The following is a 14,703-nucleotide window of genomic DNA, read 5'->3' on the forward strand; positions in this document are numbered from 1 at the left end:
GAAGTGACCGGCAGGTTGAGTTCCTCGTTTCGTTTGCCCCAGTACTTGACAAGAGCGATGTTCGAGGAGGCCGTGGCCGACGCGCAAAATTTCGACGGCATCCGGCCGAGTTTCTCGCCGAGAATCAGTTTTACGACATCGCTTTTCTTGATCGACGCCATGGATACGCCTTATCCCAAACCACCCGATAGCAATCAAGCGGAGCGTGGCGAACGCGCTTAGGCGAACCCGAGTATTTGAGAATTCACCGCATCTGGAAGATGCTTTGCAGCGTTGAGAGTTAGAGATCGCCTTCCGATGCCGGACGCGCGCATTTGACCGGTTGACACGCACGGGACATTTACTGGGGCATGAAGTTGGGGAGGTCGCCAGCGGCGGGAATCAAACATTCTTTCGCGGCGAATCGACCTTCATTCGCAATGATCCTGAAGTTCAGATCAAGCACGCCCGCTTAGAGACCTCGAAATTTTGGAAATACTGGCATCTCTGATCCGCGCGTTAGATTCGCTCGGGTTGCCGGTTCGTCGGGCCTGCGGCATGGAATTTTCATGCGAAGCGGCCTGAATCCTGTCCGCTCGTGACTGTCGGCCGATATCAGAAGCCCCCAAAGGAGGTTTTTCCTTTGCCGTTTGTCGCGCGTTTCCGGCGGGTCGAGCAAGGCTCGCGGAGATCGCGGAGACCCGCGGGTCGGTGTTGAGAATGACTCCGATTGATCGCAGTAGGAGATATTCGCGCGTCGAAACGCCGTGGGCGAGACTTTAGGAAATCGTTTGAGAATCGCCGACCCTGCACCGGGTCGCGTTATTTCGAGTCGGGGGATTCGGGCAGCGTCGACTTCGTGGTGTGAGACGTTCGGCTCGGAATCTCAATTCGATTTCTTGCAATCTCCTCATCAAACCGTAACACGGCGAGACGAGCGTTTCCTCCGGTTGCAGACGCGTGTCTGCAGGATTCCAGCGGATGTAGAGGAGCGAGGAGAAATCATGTTTGGTATGAAACATCATTGCATCATTATGGCTGCATTGGCATGGCTTCCGCTCGGGTTCCGGGCGGACGCGGCACAGATCCTGGTGAGCGGGAACATCGGAACGGATACCACGTGGGTCAATACCAATGAGTATATCCTGACCACGGCCATATTTGTGACCAACGGCGCAACGCTTACCATCCAGCCGGGCACGGTGGTGCGCGGCTATCGGGATGGTACCCTCCAAATTGGCACAAACCCGCCGGCGCCGGGCACCCTGATTATCTCTCGCGGGTCGAAACTCATAGCGAAGGGGACTCCGTCCCAGCCCATTGTGATGACGACAACGAATGACGATTTCTATCTCGGCCCGAATCCGCTGACTATGCTGGGCACTAGCCCGTGGAATGTCGCGAATAACAACCGCGCTCGGCAGTGGGGCGGCCTCATTCTTCTCGGGCGCACCTACGTTGCATACGAGGATGTTCCCGGGCCGACGGGTACGAGGTTTGTGCAGATCGAGGGTCTGCAGCCTTACGGCAGTATTTCGGAATACGGCGGGAATGATGACAACGACAACAGTGGAGAGCTTGAGTACATCTCCATCCGCTACGGTGGTTACGTTCTCGGTGCAAATAATGAAGTCAATGGATTGACGATGGGCGCTGTCGGGCGCAACACAAAGATCCGCCAGATTGAAGTGGCCTACAACGTGGACGACGGATTTGAATGGTTTGGCGGCACGGTCGATGGAAAGTATTTGCTGGCTTGGAACTGCACGGATGACCAGTTCGACTGGGATGAGGGCTATCGCGGACGGCTTCAATTTATCATGGCCATTCAGGGATCCATCACGATCGGCCCACCGAGTCCTGAGGTGTCTGACCGCGGCTTTGAATGCGACGGCGCAAATGTGGACAACCGGGCGATGCCGCACTCCTGTCCGACGATTTACAACGCCACGATTATCGGATTGGGCCGTCATGCGGCGAATCTTCGAAATAGTCTTTGCCATATGCGAGACGCCTCCGCCGGGCGAATTTATAACAGCATGTTCCTCGATTTCGGCGGGGCCGCGGGTCTGATTCAGGGCAGCTTGACGGAGACCAATCCGAGCTCAGCCCTCTTCACACTGTCGAATTACTACAACAGCGCGTTTTACACGCATTCGGTTGAGCCGGGTGCGAAGATGCTGGAGTTCAAGAACAACCTCTGGTGGAATTTCAACAGCAATTTCTTTGTTGGGGCGGCCCGGGGCTCGACCAATCAGATGACGCCATATGTGGAGGCGGCCTATCGGGGAGAACCCCACTATGCATATCCGGCCTTCACCGACACGACGCTCTCAAACATCTATCTCGGCTATTCCGGTCCCTATCCGTTTGGCGATGCAACGAACTTGCCGATCATGGCCTTGATTCGTTCCGCTCACACCAATTTGGGGTCCGGCGTCTCGAACTACATTGGGGGCCGCACATATTATCCCGTGGAATATGTGGATCCGCGGCCCAAGACAAACTACCTCCATGCGGGTCGGCTGCCGCCCAGCGATGGCTTCTTCACGCCGGTACAGATGATCGGTGCGTTTGGAAGCCGCAACTGGGCATACTGGACGCTGACGGCGCGTTTGGGCGTTCTCGACGCGGGGACAAATCATGTCGACTATTCGGCGTTCGAAGACAATCTTCTGGTCTCCGGGATCAATCATACGGTTCCGCCCTTTGCGCCCATCGCCTTCGTATCCTTCCCGACCGCGGCTGGCGAGACCTACACCGTTGAACGCGCGGCAACGCCGTTCGGACCGTGGACGCCCATCGGGACGATTGTTGGCACGGGATCTCAGGTTACCTATTCGGACATGACCCCGCTGCCGACCGAGGGGTACTACCGACTTGTAACCGCTCTCACACCCTGACCTCATCAAAATCTAACAGAGAACTGGCGGAGTCGGGAGGCTCCGCCAGTTTTATTTGGACAGGTCATGAACATGCGGACCGCACATATTGTGTTTATTTGGGCAATGATCGCCCCGTTTTCGGACGCTGCAGACCCCATCGCCGCTCGATATTGGTCCGAAGCATGGGCAGCCGCCTCTGCGATCACCAACGACGCCCAAGACCAAGCCACATGGCAGATGCGAGTCTTAGCGGCGGGGTCGGGCCTTGGCCTTCCCGCCGATGAGCTGGAGCAAAAGGCTCGGCAACTCACGGGCTGGTGGAAATGGGGTGCGCTGGCGGATCTCGCCTTTGACCTTGCCGTGCGCCAACAGACAAATGAAGCGCGGCGCCTTGCGCTGGAAGCCCTCTACAAATCGCCGCTGTTCAGAGAGGACGAGCACGATCGGATTCTGCTTCGTGCTCTCTGGGCCCTTGCTGCCCTCGGCGACGTGCCGCTGCTCAGCGAATACGAAACCCGTTATGCCGGAGTGGGACGAACTGCCGCTGAAGTTCGGCGGGCGGCCGCTATCGCAAGTGCGGTACAAGACGGGACGTGGTCTTCTCTGTCCGCCATAGACTCGCTACCGGATGAGCGCTCCGACGCCGACACTGAATTTCGGCTCCGGCTTGCCCGCCTTGTCGCCGCGCGCTTGAAGGGAGACGAAAGGAACGAATGGGCCGATGCCCTGTGGGCAAAGACGGCAGATACTTCCGGTTATCGGCGAATTGATGAGCGCCTGGAGCTGATCGACACGTTTGGGGAATTTGTCGGGCCCGAGCGCATGCGCGCATGGCTGGAGCAGGTCGCCTCCGACATCGCGAATGAGCCGGCTCCGGCCTACGTTCGCGCCCTTCAGTGGGCAGATCTGGCGCACGCGCGCGCCGCGGCAGGCGACGTTGCAGGCGCGCGAGCGGCCGCCGGGCATGGCCGGCGGTTGGCGGAACAGTCGGACGGCATTGAACGCCCCGTGATCCTCGGGCGTGTGGCCCGAGCCCTATCGCGGGCGGGGGATGTTTCGGAGGCCGAGGCGGTTTTTGCCGAGGCGCTGGAGGCCGCGCGCTCGCTGGAGAATCTTCGTCCCCGGAGTATTGCCCTCGCCCGCATTTATCTGGCACAAGCGGGGGTGATTGAGTAAAGACCCTTTCCATTCGTGAGGTCATCGGCGCGCATATTGGGGTTGGCGATGGTGATCTGTTTGACATGGCGCCCGGTAGGCCACGCTCAAGGCGAGCGCGGCGCCCTGCGCGGCCAGGTGATTGACGCCGACTTTGGCGACCCTGTCCAAGGGGCGACGTTGCGCATTTTGGAACAGGACATCTCTGTGAATTCGGACCGAGAGGGCTTCTTCCTGTTTCCCGATCTGCCGCCAGGCAGCTATTCCGTGGCGGTTACGCGAGAGGGCTACCAGCGCGCCGTGCTCAGTGGCGTCGTGGTGCCACCGGGCACGGTTGCCGAACTGAATGTCCGACTCTCCTCCGAATTGACCGAAATGGAAGAGCTCGTGGTCCGTGAGAGCGAGCCGGAGACGGACACCGCCACGGAAGCCGGTCTGCTCACGCTGCGCGCTCAGGCGATCACGTTTCAGGATGCCGTCAGCCGGGAGCTAATGAGCCGGGCCGGCGCCAGCGACGCCGCGGCAGCAGTTCGACTGGTCGTCGGTACAACGATCGTCGACGGCAAATACGCTTCAGTGCGCGGCCTCAGCGACCGGTACGTCGGCGCCTCGGTCAATGGGTTTCGAATCCCCAGCGCCGACCCGAAACGCCGAGCCGTGCAACTCGATGTGTTTCCCGCCGGCACGATCGACAGCATCTCGGTGTCGAAGACCTTTACGCCCGATTTGCCGGGAGACTTCAGCGGCGGGGGAATCAATTTGAAACTGCTGTCCATTCCTGACGAGCGGTTTCTCAAATTGAGTTTCAGCCGGGAAATCAACCGTAACTACCACGGTTCGGAACGCTTCATCACCTACGAAGGCGGCGGCGTCGACGTGTGGGCGCGTCAGCGCGGCGAACGCGACATGCCGGACGGCGCGGCCACGATGGAGGACGATGGACTGCTCGACACTGCGCTGCCCTCCAATCATGAGCAGTTGCTCGGCGGCGGAGTGGATCATAGTGCACTCTATTTGAGATACGATCGCATCACTCGCAGCATGGCTCCGGCAATGGGCATCAAATACGGACAAATTCCGGAAAACTTTTCGATTAATGCCTCGATCGGAAACGCGCACCCCCTAATTGGCGACTCGCGTCTTGGTGCGCTGATCGCGTTCACCTACAGTCAGAAGCACTCCTTGCGCACCAATTTCAACACCGCCTATGTACGTCCGTCTTTGGGGAATCCGCAGGTTACAAATCTGTTCGATACAACCCGTGAGGAGGGCGTTTCGGAGGTCAAATACGGCTTGCTGATCACCTCGGGCGTCAAGAATCCGGAGCGCAGCGAAATTTCTGTGACATTCTTTCGCGTCCGGTCAGGAACGGACCAGGCAAGTTTCACCACGGAAGGGTTTGACGATACGACGCTCGAATGGGAGCAGAAGCAGGCCATTCATTACATCGAGCGCAGCACCGACAGCCTTCAATTTCGGGGCGAGCACAATTTTGACGAAATGATCAACCCCGGGCTTGGCCTCCGCCTTCAGTGGTTCGGCGGCCATAATGTCGTCCGCCAGTACGAGCCGGATGTTCGCTACTTCGAGAATGTTGTCGTCCGGCAGGGCAATTTATTCCGTTACCAGCAATTGCCCCCTGGAGCCTCCGGGGCGGCGTTTGACAAGACGGCCCGCGTCTGGCGCGATACGCAAGAAGACAATACGCAGTACGGGCTCAACGTCGCGGTTCCGTTCGACCGCCAGTTCCATCCCCGTAATCCAGATGGCACGCGCGGCGACGTGGAAAAATCAGGAGCGCTGAAGTTCGGTTGGGTTCGGGACATAACGCTGCGAACCTACCGGCAAAACTCATTTTTCTACACCTTCGGGGCGCAATTGGATCCGATTTATACCGGTCCGGTGCGCGCCCAGTTCCCGCCGGGCTTCGCCGGACAAATTGCGTTCATCAATGCCCGAAATGCGTGGCTAGCGTCCTCCACGGGCCAGATTTACCTGGCCAAAATGGCGGACGCGGCGGCGGATCGTCTCAAATCCTCGTTTGTCTCGTCATCGCCCACCAGTTTATGGACCGATGTTTTTCTCAACCCGACCAACATCGGTGTCGGCAGCAAATACAAGGATTCCATGTACTGGTACATCTCGCCGAAACTTTACGACGTCAGTTACGACGGAGACCAAGATTTCCCCGCCGGTTACGCGATGCTGGAACTGCCGATGAACCACAAGCTCATCGGCCTCATCGGGCTTCGCGCAGAAAATACGCTGATCTCGGTGGATCCCACCTCGGATATGGACCAACGCGATCCTCCGCGCGCCTTTCAGGTCGCGATTCGTCGCCCCCAAATACTGCCGGACGGCACCGAGACGTACTACTACACCATTGGCGGCGTTTCCCGGGAAGAAGCCCGAGTCGACATCGATGAATCCCACCTCCTGCGAGCGGCGGGCCTCGTGTACGAGCCGCGCCCCGACATGAAGTTGCGATACAATTACGCCCAAACCATCGCGCGGCCGACCTTTTGGGAATTGGCCCCGGTAATCACCTTCGACTACGTGGATGGGATCGCCTATGTCGGCAACAAGGACCTCAGGGTGTCCACGGTCGAAAACCACGACATCCGTTGGGAGTGGTACCCCGCGGAAGAAACCGTGGTCTCCGCCAGCGTGTTTGAAAAGCAAATTGACGATCCGATCGACAAAGAATCCTTTTCCTATCTTAGCCAGGATTACGTTCTCGCGGTGAATTACCCGCACGGCACTGTGCGCGGACTTGAACTGGAAGTACGCCGGCCTGTCCCGGCGCCGCCCTATCTCCCCGGCCGGCTGATTCTCGGCGCCAACTACACGAAGATCGACGCGTCCGTCGAAATTCCGGATCAGGTTCGCTACAACCTCGCGCGCCATTCCATTTATATCGATGAGCGCGACATGGAGGGTCAGCCCGATTACCTGCTCAATCTGAACGCGACGTACGAGATTACGCCGCGCGCGTCATTCTCCTATTTCTTCAACAAGCGCGGCGATATGCTAAAAACGGGCGCCGCGGTCGGCGAGGACGGCGCAACTCCAGACATTTATTCCCTGGCCCGCGAGACCGTGGACCTCGCGTTCGAGTACAAATTCGGCCGCCAAAAGCAATTCAAGCTGACGCTGCGCGCGAAAAACACCACGGACCCCGTGATCAAGGAGACCTATCGGCTGCCCGACGGCACGGACATCCCGCGCCGTTCCTATCGCGAGGGTGTGGCATATTCCGTTTCGCTCGGAGGTGAATGGTGAACCGACCGATTTGTTGCATCATCGCTCTCTTCGCTCTCGGGCTGGCGGCCGCTCCCGGGGTGAGCCGCGCCCAGACGGGCGAACTAGACCGGGCCCAGGCGATGGAGCGCTGGATCCAGACGCGCCTTTTATTGTCCAAGGAGCGGGAGGAATGGCGCGTGCAGCGAACAATATTGGAAGACCGGATCGATTTGCTGGAGCGTGAAATCGCTTCGATACGCTCGCGCACCGAGGCCGCAGAGGCGGAACTGGCGAAGACCGAAGATCAGTGGAACGAGTTGAACACTCGGCTGGAGGCCCTCAAGGAGGCCACGGGCAGCCTCGCGCCCGCGCTCGCCGGCTATGAGGCGCGAGTCCGCGCGATTTTGCCCGCCCTGCCGCCGCCAGTCGCATCCCGCATCGAGCCCCTCAGCCGACGGATTCCTGAGAATCCCGACCAGACCAAGCTCGGGATCAGTGAACGATTCCAGAATGTGATCGGCATCCTCAACGAACTTAACAAGGCGGCGCGCGAGATCACCGTGGCGGGTGAAGTCCGAGAATTGGAAGACGGCGCGCGCGCCGAGGTCACCGCGATGTACCTCGGCCTGGCGCAGGCGTTCTACAGTAACGAAAAGGGCGGCATCGGGGGGGTCGGCTATCCGGGGCCACAGGGATGGATATGGCAACCCTGGGATGACCGCGCGGCCGACTTCGCCTCCGCGTTCGCCATCTACCGGAATGAAAAACCCGCCGCTTATGTGCCGTTGCCGTCGCGGATCGCCAACCGGATGGAGGAGTCGCCGTGAAGGCCACATCCCGATTGATTTTCTCCATCCTCCGCCGGTTTGCCTTCTGTCTGGCATGCCTTGCGTGGCTGGCAACGGTCTCGGCCGTCGCGCAAGAAGATCCGGTACACCGCGAACTGCAAAAAGCACTCGATCAGCTCGATGCTGAGCGCGCGCGCATCGCGCAGGAAAAGATTCCGCTCGCCGAGCGTGTGTCGGCCCTCGAAGCGACGCTGGTTGAGGAACGGCGCCGCATGGAGGAAACCCGGCGCAAGGCCGACAGCCGAAGCCTCGAGTTGAGCAAACTGCGCAACGACATCAAGGCGCGGGAGCAGGAACAGCAGTACTTGGTCTCTCTGTTCAGCGAATATCTGCGCAACCTCGAGTCGCGCCTTCATATCTCCGAGCTGCAGCTCTACGAGCGAGAGCTGCGCGACGCGCGCGAGATTCTCGAGCGAGAGGACGCCCCGGCTCCCGAGCGCCTCGCTGCCGCCGCCGGAGCAATATCAAAGAGCCTTAAACGGTTGGAATCCCTGATTGGCGGCGTTCGGTTCGAGGGGCAGGCGGCGGCCGAGGACGGCCGTCTCCACCGCGGCACCTTTGCGCTCATCGGACCTGTTGCGCTGTTCGCGGCCGCGGAGAGCGATCTGTGCGGAATCGTCGAACAGCGACTCGGCTCCCTCGAGCCGTCCGTTGCGCCGTTTCAGGATCCCGCGCTGGCCGAAATGACCCGCCAGCTTTTGCGAGCCGGCGAGGGCGAGATGGCCTTCGACGGAAGCCTCGGCAACGCGCGCAAAATCGAGGCGACGAAGGAGACCCTGTGGGAACACATCCAAAAGGGCGGCGTGGTCATGTGGCCGATCTTGACCATGGCGGCGCTAATATTCGGATTTTCCGTATTCAAATGGCTCCGCCTCTCCTTCACGCGGCTGCCGGATCCACGCAATTTGGATGCGCTTTTCGTCGCTATTCGCGAGGGCCAAGATGACGCGGCGCAGGCCCAGATCAACGGTATGCGCGGTCCTGCGGCCCGCATGCTGAAAGCCGGATGGTCGCGGCGCGGCCATTCCAAGGACATCATGGAAGAGGCCATGTTCGCCGAGGTCCTCGAGGCGCGGTTTCGGTTGAACAGCGGGCTGCCCTTCATCGCCGTGGGCGCGGCCACCGCGCCGCTCATGGGGCTTCTCGGCACTGTGACGGGCATCATCGCCACGTTCAAGCTCATCACCGTGTTTGGATCCGGCGACGTGAAGATGCTGTCGGCTGGCATTTCCGAGGCGCTGATCACGACGGAATTCGGGCTGATCGTCGCGATTCCATCCCTGCTGCTCCACGCTTTTCTGTCCCGCAAGGCCCGCTCGATTGTGGAACGGCTCGAACAGATTGCCATCGCATTTCTGGATGCAATGTCCGCGCGATCTGCCTTGCCGAACGAAGCGGCATCCGTTTCCAGCGGGCTGGAAAATTCCGGCGAGATCCAGCCGGAGGGCGCCCCGGCATGAGCGAATCCCTAATCAGCTCGCTGGTCAGGGAAGCCATCCCGATTTGGAAGTCGGGCGGATGGGGAATGTTTGCTCTCGCTGCGGATGCACTGGTTTTGTTCGGGATCGGTTTCCATACCTTGGTGCGTTTGCTGGAGAAGGGCGCCTTGGCGGATCCCCGTGTGGCATGGGCAAAGTGGAAGCATGACCCCGCCCGAGCGACGGGGCCACTCAGCCGACTTATTCGCGAGGCGATGTCGCGGCGGAACGAGGAAAGCGTTCAGGCCTTTTTCGCCGAATTGCACCGCGCGGAATTCGCATCGTTTGCCAGCGATCTGAAGGTGATGAACGTGGCCGTTGCGGCGGCGCCTCTGCTCGGCCTTTTGGGGACCGTCACCGGCATGCTCACCACCTTCAAGGGGCTTGCGGAAGGGGGCGGCGGCGAAAAGACCATGTCGGTGATCGCCAGCGGAATTTCGGAGGCGCTGATCACGACGGAAACGGGTCTGGTCATCGGTCTCGGCGGAATGGTCTTCCAGTTCGTGCTGACGCGCCAACACGAGAAATTCAACAAGATGATCGCCGCGCTGGAGGATAGTTGCCTGCTCGAATGGCGGGCTCGGTCCGACGCCGTACGGAGGGCGGCATGAGCCGGTTCCGGAACATAGCGGCCGAAGAATCCGCGGAGGCCTCGATCGACATTTCCCCGTTGATCGACTGCATTTTCATCCTCCTGTTGTTTTTTATTGTGACGACGACATTTGTCGAAGAAACCGGAGTGGAGGTGGACAAACCGCAGGCGGCCGCATCTGTAAAGCTCGAAAAAAACAGTATTCTGATCGCGATCACGGCGGAGGGCCAGATTGTCTACGGCGGCCGCGATGTGGGCATCGGCGGCGTCCGCCCGCTGGTCAAACGGCTGCTTGAGAAAGAGGACATGCCGGTGATCATACAGACGGACCAGTCGGTGCCGTCGGGATTGCTGGTTCGGGTCATTGATGAAGCCAAACTCGCGGGGGCGACTCGCGTGAACCTCGCGACAAGGCCGGGAGGCGCCCGATGAGCAGCCGCCGGTTTGGGTCGGCCCGACGGCCTCTAGTGTCAGCGGCACGCGGCACATTTGTCGCGGTATTGAGCGCGCTGTTCGCCGCGCTGATGTTCCTGCTCTTGCCCGTGCTGGAGCAGGTGAATCGGATCGGGCGGGAGGAAATGGAAATCCGGTCCGTCGGGACTGCCGATTTGCCGCCGCCTCCCCCTCCGCCGGAGGAGCCGCCCGAGCAGAAAGAGGAGGAGGAACCGCCGCCGGAGATCGCGGAAGAGGCCCCGCCGCTGGATCTTTCCCAACTTGAGCTGGCGCTCAATCCCGGTTCGGGCGATGGGTTTGGCGACATGGTGGCGCGTCTGACGCAAATCGACCCCGCTTCAGCGCAGGTTGATGCCGACGCGATCTTTTCGTCCGCGGATCTCGACCAAATGCCTCGGCCCGTGTTTCAACCGCCCCCGGAGTATCCGGCCGAACTCCGGCGCAAGCGGATCGAAGGCACCGTTTATGTCGTGTTTGTCGTGGACAAAAACGGGCGGGTCGTCAATCCCTCCGTTCAAGCCTCGTCCAACCCCGCTTTGGACGCATCCGCGTTGCAAGCCGTACGTCGCTGGCGGTTTGAGCCCGGGCGGCGGCGCGGCCAGCCCGTCCAGTTCAAAATGAGGGTTCCGATCACATTTGCCGTATCATGAGTCCGACATCGAACATTCGATGGAGCACGACCGCACGCCTGGCGGCATTCGCCCTGGCCGGCTGGCTCGGCGCGCTGCCCGGTCGGGTGACCGCTCAAACGGCCGAGGAACTCCGCCTCTGGCGCTCCCCTGAATTTCAGCGCGCGTTTCTGGGCACGTATGGTGTGCGCACGGACATCGAGCCGCAACTGACCGAGGCCGAGCGTGCGCTGATGCAGCAGATCATGGAACTGATGGGCCAGCCGCGCGGGCTCGACAAGGCGCGCGTCGCCATCCTCAAGACCATTACGCCCGCCAGCAGCGCGGCGTTTGACTTCACGCTCGGTAATATCTATTTCCAGCAGGACAAACTCGACAAGGCCGCCACCGCGTACCAACGGGCGATTCAAAAATTTCCCGCCTTCCAGCGCGCGTGGAAAAATCTGGGCATCGTGGAAATCCGCGCGGGTCGGCACGCTGCCGGCCGCGAGGCGCTTGCGCGCGCGATTGAACTCGGCGCGACGGACGGCCTTACGTATGGGTTGCTCGGCGTCGCGCTGGCTGCCGAGGATAAATTCATGGCGGCCGAAACCGCTTTTCGCCAGGCCATGCTGTTGCAACCGGACGTGCCGGACTGGAAGCTTGGCCTCGCCCGCGCGATGTTCCGCCAGAACCGGTTTGGCGAGGTCGCTGCGCTCGCGGATGAGTTGATCGCCAAAAATCCCGAGTCGGCGGATTTTTATCTTTTGAAAGCGGGTGCACTGCTCGGATTGAAGCAGCCGCTGAAGGCCGCGGAAATTTACGAGTTCCTCGATTTGGACGGCCGTGCCCCGGCGACCGCGTTGCAAACGCTGGGCGACATCTACGTCAACGAAGGGGCCTGGGACCTTGCCGCGGGGGCCTACCGGCGTTCGGCTGAAAAGGAAGGTCCGGCCGCGGCCGAGCGCACGGTGCGGAACGTAGAGGTACTGGCCGCGCGCGGGGCGGCTGACGCAGCCTCCGACCTGATCGCATTCGCGCGAGAGCGGTTTGGCGACGCGCTTGGCGAGAACGGCCGCATCCGTCTGCTTCGTGTCGAGGCGCGGTTGGCCTCGGGCGAGGGCGGAGAGAACTATCGGCGCATCCTCGAAGAAATTATCCGCGTTGACCCGCTCGATGGAGATGCCCTAATTCGGCTGGGCCAACTGGCGGCCAAGGAGGGCCGCCTCGAGCAGGCGGTGCTTTATTTCGAACGCGCTGCGGCGCTCGATCGGTTCGAGGCCGAGGCGAAGTTGCGCCATGCGCAGGCGCTGGTGCGGAATGGCCGGTTTCAGGAGGCCGTGCCGCTGTTGAAGCGCTCACAGGAGCTTCGCCCGCGGGAGGATGTGGCGCGGTATTTGGAACAGGTGGAGCGGCTGGCGCGAACGCAAGCCGCCCCCGCAGGATAACTCAGGACCAGGAAAAGGAGATGACCCGATGAATGCATCACAAGCCAGATGGTGGATCCCGTTGGCGATGTGCCTGGCGCTCGGCACGCCAGCCGCTCAAGCCCAACGGACGGAATATGAACTCAGCGATGAAGAATTGCTGGAGGAGGGGCTCGTCAAGCGGGAAGACCCCTTCGAACTCTTCCTCGGCGTCGGTACGCGTGTGTATCTCTTCCAGCACAGCGCGCTCCAGACGCGAATGGACCGGCAGGTCGACAGCTCAAGCGAGTGGCGCGATGGCGACGTGAACGGGAACGGCTGGGGCCTCTCCCTCGGCGTCGCGCGCAAATCCACACGTATCAGCGGCACCATTGTCTCCTCGGACTACGACTATAAGCTCCGCAAAGGAAAGTTGCGGCACGACATTCAAACCGAGCGCCGCGATTTCGACCTGATCTGGGAGGAGCAGAGCGGCCAGTCGGAGCGTGCCCGCTGGGGCTGGTTGCTCGGCGCCCGCTACATCACGCTCGATGAGCGATTTGGGATCGTCGAAGGCAGTAAGCGGCTCGATCGCACAGGATCTGTGGAATGGTTCCTTGCTCAGGCCGGCTACTGGGGGTCCATCCAACCGTTCTACCGCAAGTTCATGAACGTTTATGGCAGCACGCGAGTGTTCCTCGGCGAGGCGGAAGGGCTGGCGCGCTCCGGTTCGGACAAAGCGATCGACGGAAAGATCGAACAGACCTACAAGGATGACTATTCGCTGGCCTACGGCTGGGACTTCACGGTCGGCCTCTCGCTGCGAATTCGTGACACGGTCGGCGTCCATACCGAATACTTCCGGCACTATCTGTATTCGTTCGATTCGACTGATTCCGGCATCGTGGTCTTTCCGGACAACAGCGACGCCCTGTTCATCGATGAAGTCCACGGCGTGCACCTCTACCTCTCTGTGATTTGGTGATGACGCCCATGGCCGTTGTCCCCATGGCAGCACGTTGGCGCGCGCTGGCGGGGATCGCCGCCCTCGTCGCGGCGGCGGGATGCGCTCACGTCCCGCTGGACCACCAGTTGCGCGAGGCCTATCAGCTCTCGCCGGAAACGCTGAAAAATCTGCAGGTCTACACCTCCGGCGACATCATTCTTGAGCGGCGCGTTGAACGGAAACGCGCGGAGGCAGACGCCGACCGCAAGTTGGTGGTGCAGGAATCCGAACTCATCCGAAAAGTGTATATCCCATCCGGCACGCCCGGCGTAATCGTCGGCGTCGAAAATGACCGACTGCATGTCCAGTTTGAACCGGGCGCGACGCTGACCTTCGGGTCCACGGAAAAAAATCGGGAGAAGCTCGGCGGTCTCTACAATCTCATGGCGCACCGCTGGGAGAACGGTCGTGGTCGCGTCAACTACGGCGGCGAATGGTTCCTGACCCAACCTGGCGCAGGTTCGGTTCATCTGATCATTCGCAAGCGCGACATTCAACGCACGAAAGTGGTCCAAAAAACGGTCCGCGGCATGCTCGCGACGGATCCCTCCCTGCGCCTCATGTCGCCGCCCCTGAATCCTGCAGAACGCGAGGAGTGGAGCAGGACCCAACCGTCCGAAGCCGACAGCGGCTCGCCAAGCGGAGAACCAGCCGGCGCTTCGGATCGAAACGACGCTCCCGGCACTTGATCTTCGTTGACAATTAGTGAGAAGAATCGCTAATCAGTCCTCACCGATTTGTATCGGTCCCGGGGCCGCAAACGGAAGTCCGTGAAAATCGGACGCGGTCGCGCCGCTGTAACCGGATACAACTTCCGGGGATCCATTCCCGCAATACAACGGGGAGAAGGCCGGAAGAAGGACTGAAGCCGGAAGCCAGAAGACGAGCGGACCCGTGGGGAGCAGGCTCTTCGCGGTTTGAGAGCTGGTTCGCTCGCGTGAGTGATCTCTCATGCCCGCGTCGTGTCCTGCCGAAACGCGGGCATTCGCTTTTGTGCCGCTTCGCGGAGGCACAGGGCGAACCCGCACAATGCCCTCGCGTTTGGGGCGA

The 14,703-nt window shown here is 60.8% G+C and carries 11 protein-coding genes, 1 pseudogene and 1 riboswitch; of the genes and pseudogenes, 11 read left to right on the top strand and 1 reads right to left on the bottom strand.

Going from position 1 to position 14,703, the window contains the following annotated elements; all coding sequences use genetic code 11:
- Positions 1 to 77: pseudogene (locus NZ740_01115) on the bottom strand (hypothetical protein).
- Positions 78 to 992: 915 nt separating this feature from the next.
- On the opposite strand from NZ740_01115, the gene NZ740_01120 reads away from it, so the two are divergent.
- The 11 genes from NZ740_01120 (at position 993) to NZ740_01170 (ending at position 14,342) form a co-directional block, all read left to right on the top strand.
- The gene (locus tag NZ740_01120) at positions 993 to 2,882 is read left to right on the top strand and encodes a hypothetical protein (GenBank protein MCS6770609.1); all 1,890 of its coding nucleotides are present in this window, start codon (positions 993 to 995) and stop codon (positions 2,880 to 2,882) included.
- Between the two features lie 66 nt (positions 2,883 to 2,948).
- Entirely contained in the window at positions 2,949 to 4,040 is a 1,092-nt protein-coding gene (locus NZ740_01125) for a hypothetical protein (protein MCS6770610.1), read from the top strand.
- 48 nt (positions 4,041 to 4,088) lie between these two features.
- Positions 4,089 to 7,301, top strand: a complete 3,213-nt coding sequence (locus tag NZ740_01130; GenBank protein MCS6770611.1) for a TonB-dependent receptor — start codon at positions 4,089 to 4,091, stop codon at positions 7,299 to 7,301.
- Positions 7,298 to 8,089, top strand: coding sequence for a DUF3450 domain-containing protein (locus NZ740_01135; GenBank protein ID MCS6770612.1), 792 nt, complete (start codon positions 7,298 to 7,300; stop codon positions 8,087 to 8,089). Before NZ740_01130 ends, NZ740_01135 begins: the two co-directional genes overlap by 4 nt.
- Positions 8,086 to 9,570: a MotA/TolQ/ExbB proton channel family protein gene (locus tag NZ740_01140; protein ID MCS6770613.1), complete on the top strand. Its 1,485-nt coding sequence runs from the start codon at positions 8,086 to 8,088 to the stop codon at positions 9,568 to 9,570. Before NZ740_01135 ends, NZ740_01140 begins: the two co-directional genes overlap by 4 nt.
- Positions 9,567 to 10,199 (top strand): MotA/TolQ/ExbB proton channel family protein, encoded by a 633-nt coding sequence (locus tag NZ740_01145; GenBank protein MCS6770614.1) that lies wholly within the window; start codon positions 9,567 to 9,569, stop codon positions 10,197 to 10,199. The genes NZ740_01140 and NZ740_01145 overlap by 4 nt, the downstream gene beginning before the upstream one ends.
- Positions 10,196 to 10,612: a biopolymer transporter ExbD gene (locus NZ740_01150; GenBank protein MCS6770615.1), complete on the top strand. Its 417-nt coding sequence runs from the start codon at positions 10,196 to 10,198 to the stop codon at positions 10,610 to 10,612. The genes NZ740_01145 and NZ740_01150 overlap by 4 nt, the downstream gene beginning before the upstream one ends.
- Positions 10,609 to 11,283 (top strand): energy transducer TonB, encoded by a 675-nt coding sequence (locus tag NZ740_01155; protein MCS6770616.1) that lies wholly within the window; start codon positions 10,609 to 10,611, stop codon positions 11,281 to 11,283. The genes NZ740_01150 and NZ740_01155 overlap by 4 nt, the downstream gene beginning before the upstream one ends.
- Positions 11,280 to 12,689: a tetratricopeptide repeat protein gene (locus NZ740_01160; protein ID MCS6770617.1), complete on the top strand. Its 1,410-nt coding sequence runs from the start codon at positions 11,280 to 11,282 to the stop codon at positions 12,687 to 12,689. Before NZ740_01155 ends, NZ740_01160 begins: the two co-directional genes overlap by 4 nt.
- A gap of 28 nt (positions 12,690 to 12,717) precedes the next feature.
- On the top strand, positions 12,718 to 13,632 hold the full coding sequence (locus NZ740_01165; GenBank protein ID MCS6770618.1) for a hypothetical protein: 915 nt from the start codon (positions 12,718 to 12,720) through the stop codon (positions 13,630 to 13,632).
- Between the two features lie 23 nt (positions 13,633 to 13,655).
- Entirely contained in the window at positions 13,656 to 14,342 is a 687-nt protein-coding gene (locus NZ740_01170; protein MCS6770619.1) for a hypothetical protein, read from the top strand.
- A 37-nt stretch (positions 14,343 to 14,379) separates the two neighbouring features.
- Positions 14,380 to 14,560, top strand: a riboswitch (cobalamin riboswitch).
- Positions 14,561 to 14,703: the final 143 nt, after the last annotated feature.

It is taken from the genome of Kiritimatiellia bacterium (genome assembly GCA_025054615.1).
Classification (GTDB): domain Bacteria; phylum Verrucomicrobiota; class Kiritimatiellia; order CAIVKH01; family CAIVKH01; genus JANWZO01.